This is a genomic window from Streptomyces sp. RKAG337 (genome assembly GCF_023701715.1).
Lineage (GTDB): Bacteria > Actinomycetota > Actinomycetes > Streptomycetales > Streptomycetaceae > Actinacidiphila.
This window is the reverse complement of the sequence record NZ_JAJOZA010000001.1, coordinates 6,490,474-6,510,499: the sequence shown is the minus strand read 5'-3', so window position 1 is coordinate 6,510,499 and position 20,026 is coordinate 6,490,474. Positions and strand designations below refer to the sequence as shown.

The window sequence follows — 20,026 nt, the reverse complement described above, 5'->3', positions numbered from 1 at the left end:
GTCCGCCCGCTCAGCTCTGCTTGAGCAGCTTGTCGCTCTGGCTGACCGCGTCGTCCAGAGCCTGCTGCGGCGACTTCTTGCCCTGCAGCGCCTTCGCCACCTCGTTCTTGAGGATGGTCTTCATCTCGTCGGTCATCACGACCGGCGTGTAGTTCACCGCGCCCTTGAGCAGCCGCGCGGAGGCCACCCGGACCCGGCCCTCGTCGGTGCCGTCGTCCTGGGTCCAGTACGGCTGGTCCAGCGAGCCGGCGGTACTCGGGAAGATCGCGACCTTGTGCGCGAACGACTCCTGGTTCTGCTTGTCGGTGATGAAGTGCGCGAAGGCGATGGCCGCGGCCTTGTGCTTGCTCTTGCTGTTCACCGCCATGCCCATCACGTACATGTTGGGGTGCCCGGTGTTGTTGGGCGCGTCGGTGATGCCGAGGTTCTTGTACAGGTCGGGCGCGTTCTGCTTGAAGGTGCCCAGGTCGTGCGCGCTGCCCGGGTTCATCGCGACCTTCTGCTGCAGGAACTTCTGGCCGACGGCGTCGGGGCCGCTGGTCAGCGCCTGGGAGTCCAGGCCGCCGTTCTTGAACAGCTCCAGGTACTTGGTGAGCAGCTCGGCGCCCTTGGCGTCGTTGTACGTGAACTTGGTCGCGTCGGCGTTCATCAGCGGGACGCCGTAGCGGCCGAAGTCCTCGATGGACGGGGTGCCCGCGAGGGTGGCGGTCTTCCCGCCGGACTTCACCGCGATGGTGTTGGCGTCCGCGAAGAGCTCGTCGTAGGTCTTCGGCGGCTTGGCCGGGTCGAGGCCGGCCTGCTGGAACAGCGTCTTGTTGTAGAAGAGCGGGCCGGTGTTGAGGTACCAGGGGAAGGCGTACGAGCCCTCCAGGCCCGGCAGTTCATTGCCCTTCCACGCCTCGGGCGTGTAGTCGCCCTTGAACTTGGCGGCGGCGGGCTCCTTGTCCAGGCTCATGATCACGCCGGCCTTGGCCAGCGGGTACGACAGGTCGGGCGAGACGTTGACGACGTCGGGGAGGGTGCCGCCGGCCGCGTCCGCGCTGAGCTTGTCCGCGTAGTTCTCGGCGGGCTGGTCGAGCCACTTCACCTGGACGCCGGGGTTCTGCTTCTCGAAGTCCTTGGCCAGGCCCTCGAAGTAGTCCTTGTAGTTCGCCCGCAGGTTCCAGGTCTGGAAGCTGATGTCGCCCTCGATCTTGCCGTCGGCACTGCTGCCGGCGTCGTCGCCGCCGGAGCCGCAGGCGGTCAGCGTCAGCGCGGACAGCAGCAGGGGGACGACGACAACGGCTGTTCTACGGGTGGCGCCGCGGCGGGGGCCGCGCTCTCCACGGGTTCTTCCACTGGATACGGACATGGCTGACAAGCTCCTTCGCTCGGGCCAGGAGGGGGGCGACGTAAGGCTGCACCCGCGTCGTGAGCAACGTCAACGGTTAACCGGAGATGAATTCGCGCCATCTCACATATGTGCAGGTGGGAGCAGTTCTCTCCGCAAAACTAATGCGCTTTAGTACATCTCAGCTCAAGCGCATTAGTAGCCGGTCGCACCCCGGCCCCGGGAGTAGGACATAATCCAGCCATGGATCCCGTGCGCCGCACTCCGGCCCGCCGACCGACGATGAAGGACATCGCGCAGCGCGCGGGTGTCTCGGAGAGCGCCGTGTCCTTCGCGCTCAACGACCGGCCCGGCGTCTCCCCCGCCACCCGCGACCGGGTCCGCCGGGTCGCGGAACAGCTGGGCTGGCGCCCCAGCACCGCCGCCCGCGCGCTGTCCGGCGAGGGCGCCGCCACCGTCGGCCTGGTGCTGGCCCGGCCGGCGCACACGCTCGGCGTCGAGTCGTTCTTCCTGCAACTCGTCTCGGGCATCCAGGAGGTGCTGGCGCGACGTCACCTCGGGCTGCTCTTCCAGGTCGTCGAGGATCTCGGCGAGGAGTGCGCGATCTACCGCCGCTGGTGGGCCGAACGCCGGGTCGACGGGCTGCTCGTCGTCGACCCCCGGCTCGACGACCCCCGGCCGGCGCTGCTCGACGAACTCGGCCTGCCCGCCGTCGTGATCGGCGCGCTCGCCCCGGGCACCCCCGCGCACTCCGGCATCTCCACCGTGTGGGCGGACGACGCGGGCGCCATGGCCTCGATCGTCGACCATCTGTACGGGCTGGGGCACCGCAGGATCCTGCACATCGCCGGCCTGCCGCACCTCGCGCACACCCAGCGCCGGGTCCGGTCGCTGCGCGCCGAGGCCACCCGACGCGGGCTGCCCGACGTCCACTCCATCAGCACCGACTACTCGGACACCGAGGGCGCCGAGGCCACCCGCCGGGCCCTCGCCCAGCCCCGGCCGCCGACCGCGATCGTCTACGACAACGACGTCCTGGCCATGGCCGGTCTCGCCGTCGCCAACGAGCTCGGCCTCGCGGTCCCCGGCGATCTGTCCCTCGTGGCCTGGGACGACTCCGTGCTCTGCCGCAGCGCGCACCCCGCGCTGACCGCGCTCGTCCGCGACACCAGCAGCTTCGGCCGCCATGCCGCCGAGCAGTTGCTCAGTCTCCTCGACGGGAACCCCGCCCGCGAGATCCAGGACGACCTGCCGCGCCTCATGGCCCGCGCGAGCACGGCGCCGCCCGGTAGCTGACTTCCGTTCGTCAGCGGTACTCGGCGAGCCGGGGGCGGACGCCCAGCAGGACCAGGACCGCCGCGGCGGCCAGCGCGCCCGCGGGGACCGCCGGCCAGCCGGCGAGGGCCGAGCGGGCGTGGCCGGCGTGCAGGTCGAAGTCGGACCGCTGCTGGTCCGCGAGCGCGTCCAGCGCGGTGGCGAAGTCCCAGAAGTCGAAGGCGACCTGGCCGCGGCCGACTTCGGTGAGCACGGTGACCGCCTCGTCGAGCCGTCCCGCGGCGCGCAGGTCGCGCAGCTTCCGGTCGTCGGCGCGGAAGTGGCCGTAGCGGGTGAGGACGTCCTGGTAGGCGGGGCGCTCCGCGGTCGTGGCGTACGACTCGGGGGCGAGGAGAACGTCGAGCCGGCGGGTGAGCGTGTCGAAGCGCTCGCGCTGGTAACCGGCGGAGTCGGCGTCGTGGACCAGCCAGCGGCTCTGGGTGGCGGCGGCGTCGGCGGCCACCGCGCGGGCCTCGGCCAGCCGGGACCAGGGTCGCAGTCCCTCCCGGCCCGCGGCGCCGACCTCGGACGCCGCCGAGGTGAAGGAGAGCGCGCCGGCCACGGTGACGACCAGCGCGGCGACGGTGGCGGCGACCAGTGCCGGGTTGAGGACCCGCCGGTAGCGGCGGGCGAGGTACCGCTGCCACCACAGGAGGAAGCCGAGGGTGAGGACACCGAGCACCCCGACGAGCCCCGCCGACCGGTTCGCGCTGTCCCGCGTCTCCGACTCCAGGTGCGCGGCCTGCTCGGCGTAGGTCTCCGACAGCTCCGCCGCGACCGGCAGCAACTCGTTGCGCAGCACGTCCGCGGCCTCGGAGGACAGGGAGACGGCGGCGGGCGGCGGCGTTCCCGCCGGGCGGTCGGGCTGGGTCTCGTCCACGTAGGACGAGCGGGCGCTGGCGTCGTCGTAGCGGCCGAGCGCGTCGAGCAGGGAGCGGACCCGGTCGCCCTGGGCGGGGTCGGCGCCGAGCTGTCGCAGCAGTCCGCTGACCTCGGTGCGGCGCTGTTGCGCGGTGATCAGTGCGAGCAGCCGGTTGCCGACCTCCACGTCCGGCTGGAGCGCCGAGTGGCCCGGCACCAGGGAGTTGGCCCGCTGGGCGTCGAGGTCGGCGAGCGCGAACCGCAGTTCGGCGGCGACGGCCGCCCGCTGGGTGACGGCCGTGCGCAGGTCGGAGGCGTCGCCCCGGACGTCGACCGCGCCGAGTGCGGCGGCCGCGCAGAGCGCGGTGAGCGCGGCCACGGCGATCACGGCCGACACGACGAGCCGTACGGGACCGGTGAGCGGCAGCCGCGGACGCCGCGCCGGGGAGCGCCGGGCCCGCGGCGGCGGGGTGGGCGGCGCGGCCGGTCCGCCGGCCGGCGCGGCCCGCGGCACCTCGGTCGCGGACACCCGCTGGACCGGCGGCGCCTGAGAGGTCGTCATATCGCGACGCTAGGCGCGCACCCGGAAAGGAGGGTGTCCCACCGGCGGACTCCAGGTGACCGGCCCGCGACGGATAGGAACGGAGGCCGCCCCTCCGCACGGTCTGCCCACGGCGGGCCGGGCCGTCCGCCCCACCGGCCCGGTCAGCCCCGTCAGTCCTTGTCGTCCGGCTTCCACAGTGAGTGTTCGCGCCGCGCCCACCAGGAGGCCACACTCCCGGTCCGCATGCCCAGCCGCGCCTCGGGATCCTTACTGGCCATCCAGACGTGTCCGGTGATGCCGGCGGCGAGCAGCAGGGCCAGCCAGTCGTGGACGAAGGTGGCGCCGGTCCGCCAGAGCACCGGGGCGAGGTGGGTGAACCACATCAGCAGCCCGGTGCCGATCATCACCAGCACCGCGCCCGCGATGAAGGCCGAGTAGAGCTTCTGGCCCGCGTTGAACTTGCCCGCGGGCACTCCGTCCTTGCTGCGCTTGCGCAGTACGGTGCGCAGCCAGTGCCAGTCGTGCCGGCCGAAGCGGTTGAGCCGGCTCAGATCGGCCCGCAGCGCGCGGAAGAAGATCCCCGCGAGCAGCGGCGCCGGGAGCAGCAGCCCGGACCACTCGTGCACGGTCACCACCAGCCGCCGTCTGCCGACGAGTTCGGAGAGCGGGGGCAGATAGAGGCAGGCGGCGGTGAAGACGCAGATGCCCATCAGCCAGGCGGTGCCGCGGTGCACCCAGCGTTCGGCGCGGCTGAAGCGGCGCAGCCGCCGGGCCGGCTGCCGCGGCGCGGTCGGGGCGGTCAGGCCGTCAGGAAGTGGGGTCATCGGACCGTCCGTTCGACTTTCCGACCCAGGCGTCGACGTCGTAGCCGAGCTTCTCCCAGTAACCGGGTTCGACGCTCTTGGTGAGGGTGATCCCCGAGAGCCATTTCGCGGACTTGTAGAAGTACATGGGCGCCGCGTAGAGCCGGACCGGGCCGCCGTGGGCGTGGGTGACCGGCTTGTCCTGCATCGTCAGCGCCACCATGACATCGCCGCGGCGGGCCTGCTGCAGCGTGAGGCTCTCGGTGTAGGCGCCGTCGAAGCAGTCGAACCGGATGGCGGTCGCCTCCGGCCGCACCCCCGAGGCGGCCAGCAGCGCGGAGAGCCGCACACCGGAGAAGGCGGTCTTCGGCACCCGCCAGCCGGTCACGCACTGCACGTCGTGCACCAGCCGCTGCTGCGGCATGGCCTGCAGGTCGGCGAGCCGGTAGGTCATGGGGCGGTCGACGAGCCCGCCGACGGTGAGCCGGTAGTTCTCGGCGTTGCGCTTGGGCACCGACGAGGTGACCGAGTAGTAGCGGAATCCCCCGCCGCCGGGCAGCAGTCCCGTCACCCCGGTGGGGTCCTTGGCGCTCACCTCGGCGAGCACCGCGTCGAGACGGTCCTGCACATGGCTGCCCAGCGCGACCCCCGCGGCGCCCAGCCCCAGCATTCCCAGCACGACGCGCCGCCCGACCGGCGCACCGCGCCGTTCGTTCCCGTCCCCCGGGTCGTCGGGGGCATCGTCCACGCGGGGTTCTTCCATAGGTCGATTCGAGCACGTGGGAGGGCCGCTGGCCAGGGGCGGCGCCCCGACGTCAGGCTTTCGTCATAACTCGGGCCAGGAAGCGGCCCAGCGCCGCGTTGAATTCGTCCGGGCGTTCGAGGTTCGGCAGATGGGCGGCGCCTTCGATGATCACCAGCTCGGATCCGGTGATCCGCCGGTGCATGGCCTCCGCGTCGGCGACCGGGGTGTACTCGTCGTCCCGGCCGACCACGATCAGGGCGGGCACGGCGATCCGGCCCAGCAGGTCCCCGTAGTCGGGTCGTTCGGCGCGCCCCCGCAGGGCCGCCGCCGCCCCCTCGGGCGGAGCGCCGTACATCATGCCGCGCACCTGGTCGGCGACGGCGGGCAGCGCCTCGATGTTGTAGGGCGCGACCATCTTCGACAGCACCTCGTCGGTGTACCCCTTCAGCCCCTCGCTCACCAGCCGTTCCGCCATGGCACGCCGTACCCGCTTGCCGTCCTCGGTCTCGGCCGTCGGGAAGGTGTCGGCGAGCAGCAGGCCGCGGACCCGGTCGGGGAAGAGCCGGCAGAACTCCATGACGATCTGGCCGCCCATCGACAGACCGCCGATGACGACCCGGTCCAGGCCGAGGTGGTCGAGCAGGGCCGCGATGTCGCGGGCGAAGGTCTCCAGCGGGGTCGTGCCGGGGACGACGGTGGTGGCGCCGTAGCCGCGCAGGTCGGGGGCGATGACCCGCCGTTCCCCGGCGAATGCACCGACCTGCGGCGCCCACATCGAGCGGTCGAAGGGATGGCCGTGGACCAGGACCAGCGGGTCGCCCGCACCCGCGTCCTCGTAGCCGACGGTGATGCCGTTGACCTGTGCCGTTGCCGCCGTCATCACGCTCTCCACCTGTACTTTCGCTTTGGTCCGGCCGCGTTGTCCGTCGCGGCCGGTCCCCGTACCGCCCTGGTGGCCGGTCCCCCGCCCGATGCTAGGACTGGCCCGGAGAGAGTGCAATGCTTATCTTGTTCTCGGTGCAATATGAGGACGGGACGGAGTACATGATGGAGGACTACCGGGCGGTCGCCGACGCGGTCGCGGCGGACATCGGTGCGGGCCGGCTGCGGCCGGGCGACCGGCTCGCCACGCAGCGCGCGTTCGCCCGCCGGCACGGCATCGCGAACTCGACGGCGAACCGGGTCTACCGCGAACTGGCCCGGCGCGGTCTGGTGGTCGGCGAGGTCGGGCGCGGCACGTTCGTCCGGGCCGCCCCCCGGACGCCGGGGCCCGCGCTGGCCGAACCGGCCGCCGCGCCGGTCGACCTGGAGCTGAACTACCCGGTGGTGGCGGGGCAGACAGCCCTGCTGGGCGAGGGGCTCGGCCGGCTGCTGCGGACCGACGTCCTGGCGGACGCCCTGCGGCCGGTGGGCCCGGCCGGCACTCCCCCGGCGCGCGAGGCGGCCGCCGCGCTGCTCACCGGGGCCGGCTGGGCACCGGATCCGGCGCGGGTGCTCTTCGCCGGCAACGGCCGGCAGGCCATCGCCGCCGCCGTCTCCGCACTGGTGCCCACCGGCGGCCGGCTCGGAGTGGAAGCGTTCACCTATCCGGTGGTGAAGGCCATCGCCGCCCGGCTCGGCGTCACCCTCGTCCCGCTCGCCCAGGACGAGGAAGGACTGCTGCCCGACGCCCTGCTGGCCGCTCATCGCAGCGCCCCGCTGGCCGCCGTCTACCTCCAGCCGACGCTGCACAATCCGCTGGCGACGACGATGCCGGAGCGCCGCCGCGCCGAACTCGCCGACGTGCTGCGGCGCACCGGCGTGCACGCGGTGGAGGACACCGTCTGGGCCTTCCTGTCCGACGGCCCGCCCCCGCTGGCCGCCTGGGCCCCGGAGCACACCGTGGTCGTCGACAGCCTGTCCAAACGGCTCGCACCGGGCCTCACCGTCGGTTTCGCCGTAACGCCCCCGCACCTCACCGACCGGATCGCGACCGCGCTGCGCGCCGGCGCCTGGACCTCGGCCGGCTTCGCGCTCGACGCGGCGACCGGCTGGATGACGGACGGCACGGTGGCGTCCGTCGGGCGCGCCAAGCGCGAGGACGTGACGCTGCGCCAGGAGATCGCGGGCCGGCTGCTCGCGGGCTTTTCGGTACGCACCGCACCGTCCTGCTACTTCGTCTGGTGGGACCTGCCCGAGCCCTGGCGCGCCGAGACGTTCGTGGCCGCGGCGGCCCGGCGCGGTATCGCGGTCACGCCGGCCGCGGCGTTCGCCGTGGGTCCGCACAGCGCGCCGAACGCGGTCCGGGTCGCACTCGCCTCGCCGCCGCCCGGCACGCTCTGCACGGCGCTCGGCACTCTCGCGGCGATCGCCGCCGGCTCCCCGGACGACGCGATGGTCGGCTGACCCGCCCGCTCGGAGGGATCGCTGGGAGGGACCGTCCGGAGGGCCGGGGGCTCAGCTCGGCCAGGCGCCGGTGGCGAGGAAGTGCTCGATGGCGGACGTGTACGGGGCGATGTCCAGGTGCTGCTCGGCGACCCAGGCGTCGGAGTAGTACTTGTCGAGGTAGCGGTCGCCGGGGTCGCAGATCAGGGTGACGACGCTGCCGGTCTCCCCGGCCCCGACCATCTCCGCGATGATCTTGAAGGCGCTCCACAGTCCGGTCCCCGTCGAGCCGCCGGCCTTGCGGCCGATCGCGCCGTCCAGCGCCCGCACCGCCGCGACCGACGCCGCGTCCGGCACCTTCATCATCCGGTCGATGGCACCCGGCACGAAGCTCGGCTCCATGCGCGGCCGTCCGATCCCCTCGATACGGGAGGAGGCGTCGCTGGTCACGCCCTGGTCGCCGGTGACCCAGCCGTCGAAGAAGCAGGAGTTCTCCGGGTCGGGGACACAGATCCGGGTGTCGCGCTGGGTGTAGTGGACGTAGCGGGCGATGGTGGCGGAGGTGCCGCCGGTCCCCGCGGTGGCGACGATCCAGGCCGGCTCGGGATACCGCTCCAGCTTCAGCTGCTCGAACACCGACTCGGCGATGTTGTTGTTGCCGCGCCAGTCGGTGGCCCGCTCGGCGTAGGTGAACTGGTCCATGTAGTGGCCGCCCGAGTCGGCGGCGAGCCGGGCGGCCACGGCGTACACGGTGTGCGGATCGTCCACCAAGTGGCACTGCCCGCCGTGGAATTCGATCAGCCGCTGCTTCTCCTGGCTCGTCGTGCGCGGGATCACCGCGATGAACGGGACCCCGATGAGCCTCGCGAAGTACGCCTCGGAGACCGCCGTCGAACCGCTGGACGCCTCGATCACCGGTTTGCCCGGCCGGATCCAGCCATTGCAGAGCCCGTACAGGAAGAGCGAACGGGCCAGCCGGTGCTTGAGGGAACCCGTCGGATGCGTCGACTCGTCCTTCAGATACAGGTCGATGCCCCATTCCAGGGGCAGCGGGAAGCGCAGCAGATGGGTGTCGGCCGAACGGTTGGAGTCCGCCTGGACCTTGCGGACCGCCTCCTTGAGCCACTCCCGGTACCCGTGGTCCGTCCGGTCCACGTCCACCGTGCGCGTACAGCCGCTGTCGTCCGCCTGCTCGATCGTGCCCACCGCGCCAGCCTCCGCTCGTGCCGGTCCCCGGCGGCACGCCGGGCCATTTCGGATCATAACGACCTGATCCACCCCCTGTCGCGCACCGGGCGACCGGTCGCCCTTCGCCGCTGGACCCGCTCGAACGCCCCCTGTCGTGCCTTTCTCCGGGCGACCGGACCGACCTCCGCCCGGGCCGTCCGAGCCGGAGTTCTGGCCGACGGACGACGGGTCGGAGGGCCTTGCGGGAGGCGCGCGGCACCATGCGGGTTGCGGATCCCGCCACGGGGGGTGACCCTGAAGTCACATCACGGAGTACTGCAGCAGTCACTCTACGCATTTTCGCTCAGGTGTTCTCATTCCGAGCGGTTCAGGACACGGCTTCCACACGGCGGCCGGCCCTCGCCGCGGAGGGAGTCGCAGCCGTGATCATGCAAGCCGACCGACAGTGCACGCTGGAACTCGAAGCACTGCCGTCCCGCATCCAGCAGATACGCCGAATCGTTGCAGCACAGCTGCGTTACTGGCATCTCGACCCGCTGCTCGACACCGCCCTGCTGGGTATCACCGAACTGCTGGCGAACGTCTACCGGCACGCCGGGTCCGACAAGCACTGTTCGGTCCAACTGACCCTCGTCTCGGGCCGGCTGACCGTATCCGTCGTGGACAGTGATCCCCAGCTGCCCCAGGTCAGCTCCCCCGAGCCGCTCGCCACCGGCGGCCGCGGGCTCGCCATGGTGGCGGCGCTCAGCGACAGTTGGGGAGCCGATCCGGTACCGGACGGCGGCAAGGTGGTCTGGTTCAGCCTGCACGTCGAGGCTCCGGCACCGGCGCCGCGCAGGCGCCCGGCGGCCCGGCGGGTCCCCGCCGTCGCAGCCGCGGCCTGACCTCCCCGACGGCCCCGGCCGCCGTGTCCCCCCGTGCGGGACGCGGCGGCCGGGGCCGTGCCCGGTCCGGGAGCATGCCCGGTCCGGGCCCGTTCGGTGCCGGCCTGTCGCTCGTCGGATCCCTTCTCCCCGGACACCCTCTCCCCCGGACGCCCTCGCGGCTCATTCCGTGGCGATGGCCCGCAGGACGTCCAGCCGGGCCGCCCGGCGTGCCGGACGCCATCCCGCGAGGACCCCCGCGACCAAGCCGACCAGCAGCACCACCGTGAGCTGCGCCGGCGGCACCGCGAAGGCGCTGGTCCCCGAGCTGTCGGTGGCCTTCACCAGCGCCCAGCCGAGGAACGCGCCGAGGCCGAGACCGCCGACGGTGCCGAACGCGGCGACCAGCACCGACTCCCAGCGCACCATCGCCCGCAGCTGCGACCGGGTCTGGCCGACCGCGCGCAGCAGCCCCAGTTCCCTGGTCCGCTCGTGCACCGCCAGGGTGAGGGTGTTGGCGATGCCCAGCAGCGCGATGAGCACCGCGAGCGCCAGCAGTGCGTAGACCAGCGTCAGCATCATGTCGATGGCCGACGCCGAGGACTTGGCGTACTCGGCGCGGGTCTGCACCGTGGGACTGCCGTACGCCGCCGCCACCTTCTCGACCGCTCCCTTGCCGTCGTCCGTGGACACCCCGTCCTTGAAGGCGACCGCGACGAGGGTGTCGGAGTCCTGCACCCGGTGCGGGGCCCAGGCCTCGCGGGTGATGACGTAGTCGCCCGCCAGATCCGCCCGTTCGTAGACCGCCGCCACGGTGAACGGCAGCCGCTTCCCGTCGGTGAAGACCAGCGAGGCCGTGCTGCCGGTCCTCCAGCCGTGCCGGTCCGCCTCGTCCCTGGCGACCGCGATGCCGTCGGCACCGAGGCCGCTGAGCGAACCGTCGACCGTGCCGAGGTCGAGGACGGTGGCGAGCGCCGCCGGGTCCGTGACGGTCAGGGTGCGTCCGCCGCCGTCGACCTTCGCGACGCCCCGGCCGAGCCCGACCGCGGTCCGCACCTGCGGCAGCGCGCCGACGGCGGGGGCCAGCTTCGGGCTGAGTCCGCTGCCGCCCGCCCCGAACACCGGGGCGCTGATCGCGACATCACCCGCGAACGACCGCGAGACCGTCTGGTCCATGGTGGCCTTGAGCGAGGCGCCGAAGACCGTGAACAGGGAGACGACCGCCACCCCGATCATCAGCGCGGTCGCGGTGGCGGCCGTGCGCTTCGGGCTGCGCAGCGCGTTGCGCCGGGCCAGTCCGCCGGTCACCCCGCGCAGCCGGGCCAGCGGGGCGCCCAGCAGCCGTACCGCGTACGAGGACGCGACCGGTCCGAGGATCACGAACGCGGCCAGGGTGAGCACCGAGCCGCCGCCGGTGAGCCAGACGCTGGGCGTGCCCGCCGCGCCCGCCACGGTCAGGGCGATGCCCGTCACCGCGGCGAGCGTGCCCAGCACGGCCCGCTTCCGCGAGGCGCCCGAGGTGTCCACGGCGGTCTCCCGCAGCGCGGCCAGCGGCGCGGTGCGCCCGGCCCGTACGGCGGGCAGCAGCGCCGATCCGGTGCACACCACCAGCCCGATGAGGAACGGCAGGACCAGGGCGGTCACGCCGATCACCAGGTCGCCGTCGGGGAACGGGAAGCCGACCACCGGGAACAGCGCCTGGAGTCCGGCCGCGACGCCGATGCCGCCGAGCAGCCCGGCGACCGAGGCGACGACCGCGACGACCGCGGACTCGACGAGCGTCGAGCCGAGCACCTGGCGGCGGGACGCGCCCAGCGCCCGCAACAGGGCGTTCTCCCGGGTCCGCTGGGCCACCACGATCGCGAAGGTGTTGTGGATGCTGAAGGTCGCCACCAGCAGGGCGATGCCCGCGAAGACCAGCAGCAGCGAGGTGAAGATCTTCAGGAACGTGCCGGAGATCATGGTGAGGCTCTCGTCCGTGGCCTGCTGCCCGGTGATCGCCTCGACGTTCGCCGGCAGCACGCGCGCGAGCCGGTCGGCGAGCTCCCGCTGGCCGACGCCCGGTCCCGCGCGCACCTGGATGGTCGACGCCAGGCCCGGCTTCGGGGTGAGGTAGCGCTCCGCGTCGGCCCGGGTGAGGCCGGTGAACGTGGTCTGCCCCATGCCGTCCTCGCCGCCGAAGGCGGCCACGCCGACGATCGTCACCTTGACCGGGTCGGGCGTGCGCAGCACCGTCGTGTCACCGATCCGCAGCTTGCCGGACTGGGCGGCTCCCCGGTTGATCACGGCCTCGCCGGGCGCCTTCGGGGCCCGGCCCTCGGTGAGGGTGTACGGGTTGAGTTGCGGGTCCTCGATCCAGTTGCCGGCGAGGGTGGGCGGGCCCTTCCCGCCGACGGCCTTGCCGTCGGAGCCGACGAGCTGGCCGGCGCCCGTGATGTTCGGGGCGGCCGCGGCCACTCCCGGCACCGCCTCAATCCGCTGGACGAGCGCGGTGTCGACGGGCTCGCGGGTGCCCTGGCCGCCGCCGGGCACGGTGATGACGTCGGAGCTGCGAACGACCGCGTCCGTACCCCGGTTGGCGTCGGTGAACAGGGTGTCGAAGCTGGCCTTGAGGGTGTCGCCCATGACCATCGTGCCGGCCAGGAACGACACACCGAGGAAGACCGCCAGGAAGGTGCCGGCGAAGCGCCGCTTGTGGGCGCGCAGCGAGGCGAGGCTGATCCGCAGTGCGGCGCGGGCGCCGCTCATGACCCCGCCCCCCTGCCCGCGCCCGCACCGGTGAGGCCGTCGAAGGCCTTCATCCGGTCGAGCACCTTCTCGGCGGTGGGGTCCGTCATCCGGTCCACCAGCCGTCCGTCGGCGAGGAAGACGACCTCGTCGGCGTGGGCGGCGGCGACCGGGTCGTGGGTGACCATGACGACGGTGCGGCCCATCTCGTGGACCGCGCGCCCCAGCAGTTTCAGCACCTCGGCGCCGGAGCGCGAGTCGAGGTTGCCGGTCGGCTCGTCGGCGAAGACCACGTCCGGGCGGCCGGCCAGCGCGCGGGCCACGGCCACCCGCTGCTGCTGGCCGCCGGACAGCTCACTCGGGCGGTGCAGCAGCCGGTCGCCGAGACCGACGACGTCGATGAGCGCGTCCACCCAGCCGCTGTCGGGCCGGGCGCCCGCCAGATCGAGGGGCAGCGTGATGTTCTCGGCGACGGTCAGTGTCCCCACCAGGTTGAACGACTGGAAGACGAAGCCGATCCGCTCGCGGCGGAGCAGCGTCAGATCCCGGTCCCCGAGCGTGCCCAGGTCCGTGCTGCCGATGAACGCGGAGCCGGAACTGAGGGTGTCCAGACCGGCGGCGCAGTGCATCAGGGTGGACTTTCCGGAGCCGGACGGGCCCATGATCGCGGTGAAGCGCGCCGCCGGGAACCCGACGGTGACGCCGTCCAGCGCCCGGACCTCGGCGTCCCCCGCGCCGTAGACCTTGAAAGCGTCCACGACGCGGGCGGCGGAGGTGCCGACAGGGGTGAGGGTGGTCATCGGGAACCGTCCTCGGTGCCGGACCGGTCGGACTTCCCGCGCGGGCCGTGCTGTTCGTACGGTCCGTGCTGCTCGTTCAGTACGGCGAGCCGGCTGCGGTACTCGTCCTCGTCGATCTCGCCCGCGGCGTAGCGGCGGCCGAGCAGCGCCACCGGAGCGTGCTCGCCGTTCACGGCCCGACCCTGCCACGGGCCGCGGCCGCAGCCCCGGCCGCGCCACACGGTGCGGCGCAGCACCAGGACGATGCCGACCACGACGAGCGCCCAGACGAGCGGGAAGAACAGGATCCAGGGGCCGGGCCCGCCGTCGTTCCATGCCATGACGTTCATCGGAATCGTCTCCTCGGTGATGGTGGGATGCGATGCATCCCGACACCACCGAGCCTGGTCCGGAACGGCCGCCGGGTCGTCGTACGGCCAGCGGCACTCCGCGTACCACGTGGGGAGTACGAACGCCGGCCGCGGCTACGTCCGGCGGCCGGTCAGAAGGTGACGGCGATCCCGACCTGCGGTCGTTTGCCGCGCCGGAGCAGCGCGCCGCCCACGTCGAGGACCCGGAAGCGCAGGCCGTACTTGCCCGCCATGGCCTTGCGGACCCGGTCGAGCTGCGACGCGTCCAGCAGCCGCGCGGTGCCCTCGGCGGTCGGCGCTCCGGCGGCGATCCTGCCCCGGGCGTCGCACGGGGCGACGGTCACCCGGCCGCTGTTGCGGATCCGCTTGACCTTGCCGGTGTCGTTCTTGGTCCAGACGAGCAGCTCGCCGCCGTCCCGGACCGACCACACCGGGGTGGACACCGCGTCGCCGCTGCGGCGGTACGTGGTCAGGCTGATGTAGGGGCTGCGGGCGAGCTCGTCGGTCACCATGGGACCGGAGAGTACTCCGCGAGGACGGGGACCACCACGCGCCGCCTACCATCGGAGTGATGGAGACGTGGCGATGCACCGGACTGCGGTGGAAGGGCGGCCCGGGCTCCTGGGAGCCGTGCTGGCAGTGGTCGCACCCCCGGTACGGCGAGCGGAGCAGCCCGGTCCCCGTCGGCGGCCCGCTCGCCCTGGCCGTGGGCCGGGACGCGGTGCGGCGCTGTACGGGGGTACGGCGGGCCGGCCGGCACCTCGTGTGCCCGCGCGCCGCGGAGCTGGGCCCGACGGCCCGCCGGGACCTGTGCGACGACTGCGCCGCGCTGGACCGGCTCTCGTCCGTCGCCGCCGACACCATGGCCGACGACCCCCGGCCGTACTCGGTGTACCTGGCCTGGTTCGGCCCCGGTCTGACCAAGGTCGGCATCACCGCGGCCGAGCGCGGCGCGGTCCGGCTGGTGGAGCAGGCGGCGGTCTGTTTCAGCTTCCTCGGACGCGGTCCGCTGATGGCCGCCCGGCGTACGGAGGCCTCGCTCGGCGCCGCGCTGGGCATTCCCGACCGCGTGACGGCCGGCGCCAAACGGGCGGCTCGGTGGGCGCTGCCGCCCGCCGCCGAACGGGCCGCCGAACTCCGCGCCCTGTACGGGTCGGTGACCGGACTGCCGGACACCCTGGACCGGCTGCCGTACGCCCTGGTCGACCATGCGGCGCTGTTCGGGCTGGAGCCGGAGCCGCCGCGGCCGGCGGCCCGGATCACGGCGCTGGCGCCGGGGACGTCGGTCACCGGCACCGTGCGGGCGGCGGCCGGGAGCGATCTGTATCTCGACACGCCGGACGGCGGGCTGCTGCTCGACTCCCGTCTGGTCTCCGGCTGGCCGGTCACCACGCCCGCCCCCGGACCACGGTCGGCGGCCCCCACCGCTCCCGTACCCCGGCCGGAGGACGTTCCGGAGCCGCTCTTCTGAACTCCCGTTCCGGACTCCCGTCCTGAACTCGCGGATCCCGGGGCCGTCCGGGTCAGCCGCGGCTGGGCTCCTGCTCCCTGACGGCCTGGCTCTCCAACGGCGGCTCGGTGGACGCGCGCAGCGCGGTCCCGGCCGGGTTCCCGGCCATCGGCCGCCCCGCCCTGATCGCCAGCAGCACCAGCAGGAAGCCGGACAGCGCCAGCAGGACGAGCGCGGCGGACCAGCCCACGACCGGCGGCTGCCACTGCAGGGAGCCGCCGGAGAACTGGTGCGCCCGGCCGAACGCGTAGCGCAGCGCGGCCCAGACGAACGCGCCGCCCTGGGCCAGCGCCCAGCAGCCGATCAGCAGCAGGGGCAGCCGGGTCCGCAGCCGTTCGGGGAGGTCGCTCCAGCGCCGGCCGGCGACCACCGCCGCCAGCACCGGGACCCCCACGGCGACGGCCAGCAGATAGCGGCCCTGCCAGATGAGTCCCAGGTGGGCTGCCTGGGGGGCCATCAGCACCAGCGGACCGAAGGCGGTGCCCGCCATCAGCGCGGCCAGGACGAGGATCTCGCGCGCCCGTCCCGTCGCCAGGGCGAGCATCACAAGGCAGCCGGCCATCACCCACCACAGCACGTAGGTGAGTTCGGGAGCCGCGACGTTCAACGAGCCGAAGATCGCCACCATTTGGTGCAGGTAGTTCGGGAGCAGGTCGAAGACCGCCTTGAGGGCGGAGGTCAGCGGTGTGTACTGCTCCAGGGTCTGGGTGGGCAGCGCGAGCGTGTCGGCCGTCATCGTCCAGGCGACGGCGGCCAGCCCCGCGGCGGCCGCCACCCCCAGGCACACCCACACCGGGCGCAGCCGCGCCAGCTGCCGCAGCCGTCCCGGGCGCGCCAGGATCAGGCCGCCGGCCAGCACCAGCGCGATCCACAGCGGGCCGAGCGCCCGCATGGACGCGAGCAGGACGCAGGCGGCGCCGAGCCGCACCAGCCGTCGGCGCAGCTGCGGCAGGCCGTCCTCGTCGGTCACCAGCCGGACGACCACGGCCCAGGCCAGTACGGCCGCCGTGACCTCCGGTCCGTTGGGGTTGACGACGCCACCCAGGTAGACGGCCGTCGGAGTGGCGGCGGTCAGCACGCCGATCAGCGCGACGCGTCCGCTGTACCCCTTGGCCGCGCCCTCCAGGACCGTCACGACGGCGCTCGCCAGCAGCGCGGCGCACAGCAGCGCGCTCAGCAGCCGCATCGCGTACAGGCCCGCCTCGCCGGTGAGCAGCAGGCTCGGCCAGCCGACCAGCAGGTAGTAGCCGGGGCCGTAGGTGCCGGCGCTGGTGATGACCGTCGCGGTGTCGCCGGAGGGGGCGACGGTGCCGCGGCAGGCGACGGAGAGCTTGTCGTCGTTGCGGAAACACCGGTAGACGCCGTCGGTGACGTCCAGGTCGCGGTATCCGGCGGGCACGCGTACCGCCGTGAACCCGACCTCGACGTCGACCCCGACGTGGTGCGCCTCGATGACCCGCTGCTCGCCGCCGAACTCGCCGCGCACGACGGCGGCGGCCTTGACCATGTGGGCGGCCTCGTCCGGCGGCGCGGTGATGGGTGTGGCCAGCGACCACGCGGTCATGAGCGTCACGAACGTGGCGAAGGCCAGCGTCCAGACCGTACGGGCGGCGGCCCACGCCGACACCCGCTTCCGCAGCCAACCGGCCACCGTAGGGCTCCACTTCTTCCGCCGCCGACACCGCCGGCACCGCGCGGGGCGCGCCGCTGACGACCGCGCCCCGCTGACAGCCGCGCCGTCGATTGAGGCGCACCATATACGCGCGACCTGACGGCAGGGTTCCGCTCGTCCGGCACCCCCGCGACCCCAGGAAGCGCTCCTCGACGGCATCCTGCAGCAGGGGATACTCCCTGCTCACAGGGGGATTTCGGCGGGTCGGTGCGGTGCCGCGGGCGTCCGCGGGGCGGCCTGGCGAGGCGGTCGCGGGGCCCGCCCGGACGGTGGGGCGGTGTCGGGAATTCCCTCGCCCGCCCCACACTGTTCAGCGCCGGGTCACCGTTTCGCGGGTTGTCGCTCATCGGCGGCGGGCCCGGTGCCGGGCCCGCCTCGAGGGTCCGCCGCGGCTCAACCGCCGAGCGCCGTCAGGGGGTCGTCGAGCACCGGCTGCCAGGCCAGCTCCGCGGCGCCCACCAGGCTGTTGTGGTCCAGGGCGCAGGCGAGCAGCGGCACGCTGCCGCTGCGCCCCCACAGGCTGCGGTCGGCGACGACCGCGCGCAGCCGCTCCGGGTCGGCGTCCAGGAGGTGGCGGTGCAGCCCGCCGAGGAGGATGCGGTCGGGGTTGAGGACGTTGACGAGGCCGGCGAGCCCGAGGCCGAGCCGGTCGATGAGGGTGTGCGCGGCGGCGCGGACGGCGGGGTCGTCGTACTCGTCCCGGAGCAGGTCGCGGGCCTGCTCGAGGAGGGAGACCGCCGGTCCCGGCGGGCGTCCGGCCGCTTCGAGGAAGGCGAGCGGGTCGACCTCGACGTCGAGGCAGCCGCGGCTGCCGCAGTGGCAGGGCCGGCCCGCCGGATTGACGGTCAGATGGCCGACCTCGAGGGCGAGACCCGAACTCCCGGTGTGCAGCCGCCCGCCGAGCACGAGTGCTCCGCCGACACCGCGGTGGCCGGTGGCGACGACCAGCAGCTGGCCGGCCCCGCGCCCGGCGCCGTGCCGGTGCTCGGCGAGGGCGGCGACGTTGACGTCGTTGCCGAGGAAGGAGGCCAGCGGGGCACCGCCGGGCCCGGTGATGCCGGCCCGGGCGAGCTGCTCGGCGAAGACCTGGCGCACCGGGGAACCGGCGGGCCAGGCGACGTGCAGCGGGTTCAGGGCGGTGCCCTCGGGCTCCGCGACGGCGGACGGTACGGCCAGCCCCGCGCCCAGGCAGGTACGCCCGGAGGCCCGCAGCAGCTCCGCGCCGGCTTCGACGACCGCGCCCAGGACGTGCGCCGGATCGGCGGGCACCGTCATACAGCCGGGAGCGGTGGCGACGATCCGCCCGCCGAGCCCGACCAGCGCCGCGCGGAAGCCGTCGGAGTGCACCTGGGCGGCGAGGACCACCGGTCCCGCGGGGTCGAGGTCCAGTCCGTGCGAGGGCCTGCCCTGCGCTCCGGAGGCGCCGCCCGGCCGGGTGTCCACCCGGATGAAGCCCAGTGCCTCCAGTTCCGCGGCGACCGCGCCCGCCGTGGCGCGGGTCACGCCGAGTTCCGAGGTGAGCAGGGCGCGGGTCGGCGCGCGGCCGGTGTGCACGAGTGCGAGCGCCGGGCCGAGTGCGCTCCGGCCCCGCTCGAGCCTTGTCCGAATCTGGGTCACCCCCCTATTCTGACTTTGTGCCGACGCTAAACAAAATAGGGATGGCCCTTACAGCCTCCCGCCGCCCCCCGACCGACCCCTCTCTCACCCGGCTGCGCGTCGCCCTCACCACGTTCTTCGCCCTCGACGGCTTCATCTTCGCGGGCTGGGTGGTCCGTATTCCGGCCATCAAAGCGCAAGTGGGCGCCTCCGCCAGCGAGCTGGGCCTGGCCCTGCTCGGCGTCTCGGCGGGCGCCGTGGCCACGATGGTGCTGACCGGCGGGCTCTGCCGCCGCTTCGGCAGCCGCCGGATCACGGTCGTGACCGGCGTGCTGATGTCCCTGAGCATCGCGCTGCCACCGCTCACCCATTCGGCGCTCGCCCTCGGCCTCGTGCTGCTGGCGTTCGGCGCGGCCTACGGCGGGATGAACGTCGCCATCAACAGCGCCGCCGTCGACCTGGTGGCGGCGCTGCGCCGTCCGGTGATGTCCGGATTCCATGCCGCGTACAGCCTCGGCGGGCTGCTCGGCGCCGCCCTCGGCGGACTGCTGGCCCCGCATCTGTCGCCCACCACCCATCTGCTGCTGCTCACCCCGGTCGGTCTGCTGGTCGCCGCCGTCGCCGGCCGGACGCTCCTGACGGAGCGGATCACCCCGCCGGCGGACGACCGGCCGGGCCGCGGCGGATCCGCGGGACCGGCCGCCGAGGGGACGGCCGGCGCCGCGCCGACCGTGCAGCGGACCGGCCTGCTGGTGGCCGTCTTCGGCCTGATCGCGCTGTGCACCGCCTATGGCGAGGGAGCGCTCGCGGAGTGGGGGCCGCTGCACATCCAGGAGGACCTCGGCGGCGGCCAGGGCATCGCCGCGGCCGGCTACGCGGCCGTCGCGAGCGCGATGGCGCTCGGGCGACTGTCCGGGACGGCACTGCTGGAACGCCTCGGCCAGACCCGGGCGCTGGTGCTCGGCGGGCTGACCGCCGCCGCGGGCATGCTGCTCGGCGCGCTCGCACCGTCCGTCTGGCTCGCCCTCACCGGCTTCGCCGTGACCGGTCTCGGCCTGGCCAATCTGTTCCCGGTCGCCATCGCCCGCGCGGGCGAACTCGCCGGACCCAGCGGCGTCGCGGCGGCCTCCACCCTCGGCTACGGCGGGATGCTCCTCGGCCCGCCCTCCATCGGCTTCCTGGCCGACGCCTTCGGACTGCCGACCGCGCTGACCACGGTGGCGCTGCTGGCCGCGACCGCGTCCGCCATCGCCTACGCCGTACGGAACCTGGGCACCCGTACGAGCCCCTGACGGCCCGGCCCGGGTCCGGTCCCGGTGCCGGGCGTACGGTCCCCGGCGCGGGTCGGCGCGGTGCCGC

At 73.7% G+C, this 20,026-nt stretch carries 17 protein-coding genes; 5 read left to right on the top strand and 12 right to left on the bottom strand.

The features are described from left to right. Positions 1-10: 10 nt before the first annotated feature. A complete protein-coding gene (locus tag LNW73_RS28940) occupies positions 11-1,351 on the bottom strand; it encodes an ABC transporter substrate-binding protein (protein WP_250991904.1) in 1,341 nt (446 codons plus the stop codon). 222 nt (positions 1,352-1,573) lie between these two features. Between LNW73_RS28940 and LNW73_RS28935 the strand changes: the two genes are divergently transcribed. Then, positions 1,574-2,626, top strand: a complete 1,053-nt coding sequence (locus LNW73_RS28935) for a LacI family DNA-binding transcriptional regulator (protein ID WP_250991903.1) — start codon at positions 1,574-1,576, stop codon at positions 2,624-2,626. Between the two features lie 10 nt (positions 2,627-2,636). Here LNW73_RS28935 and LNW73_RS28930 read toward each other — a convergent pair whose 3' ends face one another. From LNW73_RS28930 to LNW73_RS28915, 4 genes are all read right to left on the bottom strand, one after another. Next, complete coding sequence (locus LNW73_RS28930; protein WP_250991902.1) at positions 2,637-4,067, bottom strand: hypothetical protein; 1,431 nt, start codon at positions 4,065-4,067, stop codon at positions 2,637-2,639. Positions 4,068-4,219: 152 nt separating this feature from the next. Next, entirely contained in the window at positions 4,220-4,873 is a 654-nt protein-coding gene (locus LNW73_RS28925; RefSeq protein ID WP_250974783.1) for a cytochrome b/b6 domain-containing protein, read from the bottom strand. Further along, positions 4,857-5,615, bottom strand: coding sequence for a molybdopterin-dependent oxidoreductase (locus LNW73_RS28920; RefSeq protein WP_250991901.1), 759 nt, complete (start codon positions 5,613-5,615; stop codon positions 4,857-4,859). Before LNW73_RS28920 ends, LNW73_RS28925 begins: the two co-directional genes overlap by 17 nt. Before the next feature lie 52 nt (positions 5,616-5,667). Further along, on the bottom strand, positions 5,668-6,477 hold the full coding sequence (locus LNW73_RS28915) for an alpha/beta fold hydrolase (RefSeq protein WP_250991900.1): 810 nt from the start codon (positions 6,475-6,477) through the stop codon (positions 5,668-5,670). A gap of 167 nt (positions 6,478-6,644) precedes the next feature. On the opposite strand from LNW73_RS28915, the gene LNW73_RS28910 reads away from it, so the two are divergent. After that, on the top strand, positions 6,645-7,982 hold the full coding sequence (locus LNW73_RS28910; protein ID WP_250993075.1) for an aminotransferase-like domain-containing protein: 1,338 nt from the start codon (positions 6,645-6,647) through the stop codon (positions 7,980-7,982). A gap of 51 nt (positions 7,983-8,033) precedes the next feature. Here the strand turns inward: LNW73_RS28910 and LNW73_RS28905 are convergent, their stop codons facing one another. Then, positions 8,034-9,167, bottom strand: a complete 1,134-nt coding sequence (locus tag LNW73_RS28905; protein ID WP_308407742.1) for a PLP-dependent cysteine synthase family protein — start codon at positions 9,165-9,167, stop codon at positions 8,034-8,036. 410 nt (positions 9,168-9,577) lie between these two features. Here LNW73_RS28905 and LNW73_RS28900 point away from each other — a divergent pair, with 410 nt between their 5' ends. Beyond that, entirely contained in the window at positions 9,578-10,033 is a 456-nt protein-coding gene (locus tag LNW73_RS28900; protein WP_285391747.1) for an ATP-binding protein, read from the top strand. 162 nt (positions 10,034-10,195) lie between these two features. Here LNW73_RS28900 and LNW73_RS28895 read toward each other — a convergent pair whose 3' ends face one another. From LNW73_RS28895 to LNW73_RS28880, 4 genes are all read right to left on the bottom strand, one after another. Continuing rightward, the gene (locus LNW73_RS28895) at positions 10,196-12,760 is read right to left on the bottom strand and encodes an ABC transporter permease (protein WP_250991898.1); all 2,565 of its coding nucleotides are present in this window, start codon (positions 12,758-12,760) and stop codon (positions 10,196-10,198) included. Beyond that, positions 12,757-13,539, bottom strand: coding sequence for an ABC transporter ATP-binding protein (locus LNW73_RS28890; RefSeq protein ID WP_250991897.1), 783 nt, complete (start codon positions 13,537-13,539; stop codon positions 12,757-12,759). Before LNW73_RS28890 ends, LNW73_RS28895 begins: the two co-directional genes overlap by 4 nt. Next, positions 13,536-13,868, bottom strand: coding sequence for an SHOCT domain-containing protein (locus tag LNW73_RS28885; RefSeq protein WP_250974788.1), 333 nt, complete (start codon positions 13,866-13,868; stop codon positions 13,536-13,538). The genes LNW73_RS28890 and LNW73_RS28885 overlap by 4 nt, the downstream gene beginning before the upstream one ends. Before the next feature lie 152 nt (positions 13,869-14,020). Further along, entirely contained in the window at positions 14,021-14,401 is a 381-nt protein-coding gene (locus LNW73_RS28880) for a PPOX class F420-dependent oxidoreductase (RefSeq protein ID WP_250991896.1), read from the bottom strand. 59 nt (positions 14,402-14,460) lie between these two features. Here LNW73_RS28880 and LNW73_RS28875 point away from each other — a divergent pair, with 59 nt between their 5' ends. Next, positions 14,461-15,360, top strand: coding sequence for a DUF2797 domain-containing protein (locus LNW73_RS28875; protein ID WP_250991895.1), 900 nt, complete (start codon positions 14,461-14,463; stop codon positions 15,358-15,360). 52 nt (positions 15,361-15,412) lie between these two features. Here the strand turns inward: LNW73_RS28875 and LNW73_RS28870 are convergent, their stop codons facing one another. Together LNW73_RS28870 and LNW73_RS28865 are read right to left on the bottom strand one after the other, a co-directional pair. Then, positions 15,413-17,050 (bottom strand): DUF2142 domain-containing protein, encoded by a 1,638-nt coding sequence (locus tag LNW73_RS28870; protein ID WP_250991894.1) that lies wholly within the window; start codon positions 17,048-17,050, stop codon positions 15,413-15,415. Between the two features lie 414 nt (positions 17,051-17,464). After that, positions 17,465-18,688: an ROK family protein gene (locus LNW73_RS28865; RefSeq protein WP_250974792.1), complete on the bottom strand. Its 1,224-nt coding sequence runs from the start codon at positions 18,686-18,688 to the stop codon at positions 17,465-17,467. A 17-nt stretch (positions 18,689-18,705) separates the two neighbouring features. Between LNW73_RS28865 and LNW73_RS28860 the strand changes: the two genes are divergently transcribed. After that, positions 18,706-19,959, top strand: coding sequence for an MFS transporter (locus LNW73_RS28860; protein WP_374118213.1), 1,254 nt, complete (start codon positions 18,706-18,708; stop codon positions 19,957-19,959). Positions 19,960-20,026: the final 67 nt, after the last annotated feature.

Excerpts from the sequence above, each read along its gene's own strand:
- LNW73_RS28880 (WP_250991896.1), bottom strand. The coding sequence starts at position 14,401 with ATGGTGACCGACGAGCTCGCCCGCAGCCCCTACATCAGCCTGACCACG.
- LNW73_RS28925 (WP_250974783.1), bottom strand. The coding sequence starts at position 4,873 with ATGACCCCACTTCCTGACGGCCTGACCGCCCCGACCGCGCCGCGGCAG.
- LNW73_RS28890 (WP_250991897.1), bottom strand. The coding sequence starts at position 13,539 with ATGACCACCCTCACCCCTGTCGGCACCTCCGCCGCCCGCGTCGTGGAC.
- LNW73_RS28895 (WP_250991898.1), bottom strand. The coding sequence starts at position 12,760 with ATGAGCGGCGCCCGCGCCGCACTGCGGATCAGCCTCGCCTCGCTGCGC.
- LNW73_RS28900 (WP_285391747.1), top strand. The coding sequence starts at position 9,578 with ATGCAAGCCGACCGACAGTGCACGCTGGAACTCGAAGCACTGCCGTCC.
- LNW73_RS28875 (WP_250991895.1), top strand. The coding sequence starts at position 14,461 with ATGGAGACGTGGCGATGCACCGGACTGCGGTGGAAGGGCGGCCCGGGC.
- LNW73_RS28935 (WP_250991903.1), top strand. The coding sequence starts at position 1,574 with ATGGATCCCGTGCGCCGCACTCCGGCCCGCCGACCGACGATGAAGGAC.
- LNW73_RS28910 (WP_250993075.1), top strand. The coding sequence starts at position 6,645 with ATGGAGGACTACCGGGCGGTCGCCGACGCGGTCGCGGCGGACATCGGT.
- LNW73_RS28885 (WP_250974788.1), bottom strand. The coding sequence starts at position 13,868 with ATGAACGTCATGGCATGGAACGACGGCGGGCCCGGCCCCTGGATCCTG.
- LNW73_RS28920 (WP_250991901.1), bottom strand. The coding sequence starts at position 5,615 with ATGGAAGAACCCCGCGTGGACGATGCCCCCGACGACCCGGGGGACGGG.
- LNW73_RS28915 (WP_250991900.1), bottom strand. The coding sequence starts at position 6,477 with ATGACGGCGGCAACGGCACAGGTCAACGGCATCACCGTCGGCTACGAG.
- LNW73_RS28940 (WP_250991904.1), bottom strand. The coding sequence starts at position 1,351 with ATGTCCGTATCCAGTGGAAGAACCCGTGGAGAGCGCGGCCCCCGCCGC.
- LNW73_RS28930 (WP_250991902.1), bottom strand. The coding sequence starts at position 4,067 with ATGACGACCTCTCAGGCGCCGCCGGTCCAGCGGGTGTCCGCGACCGAG.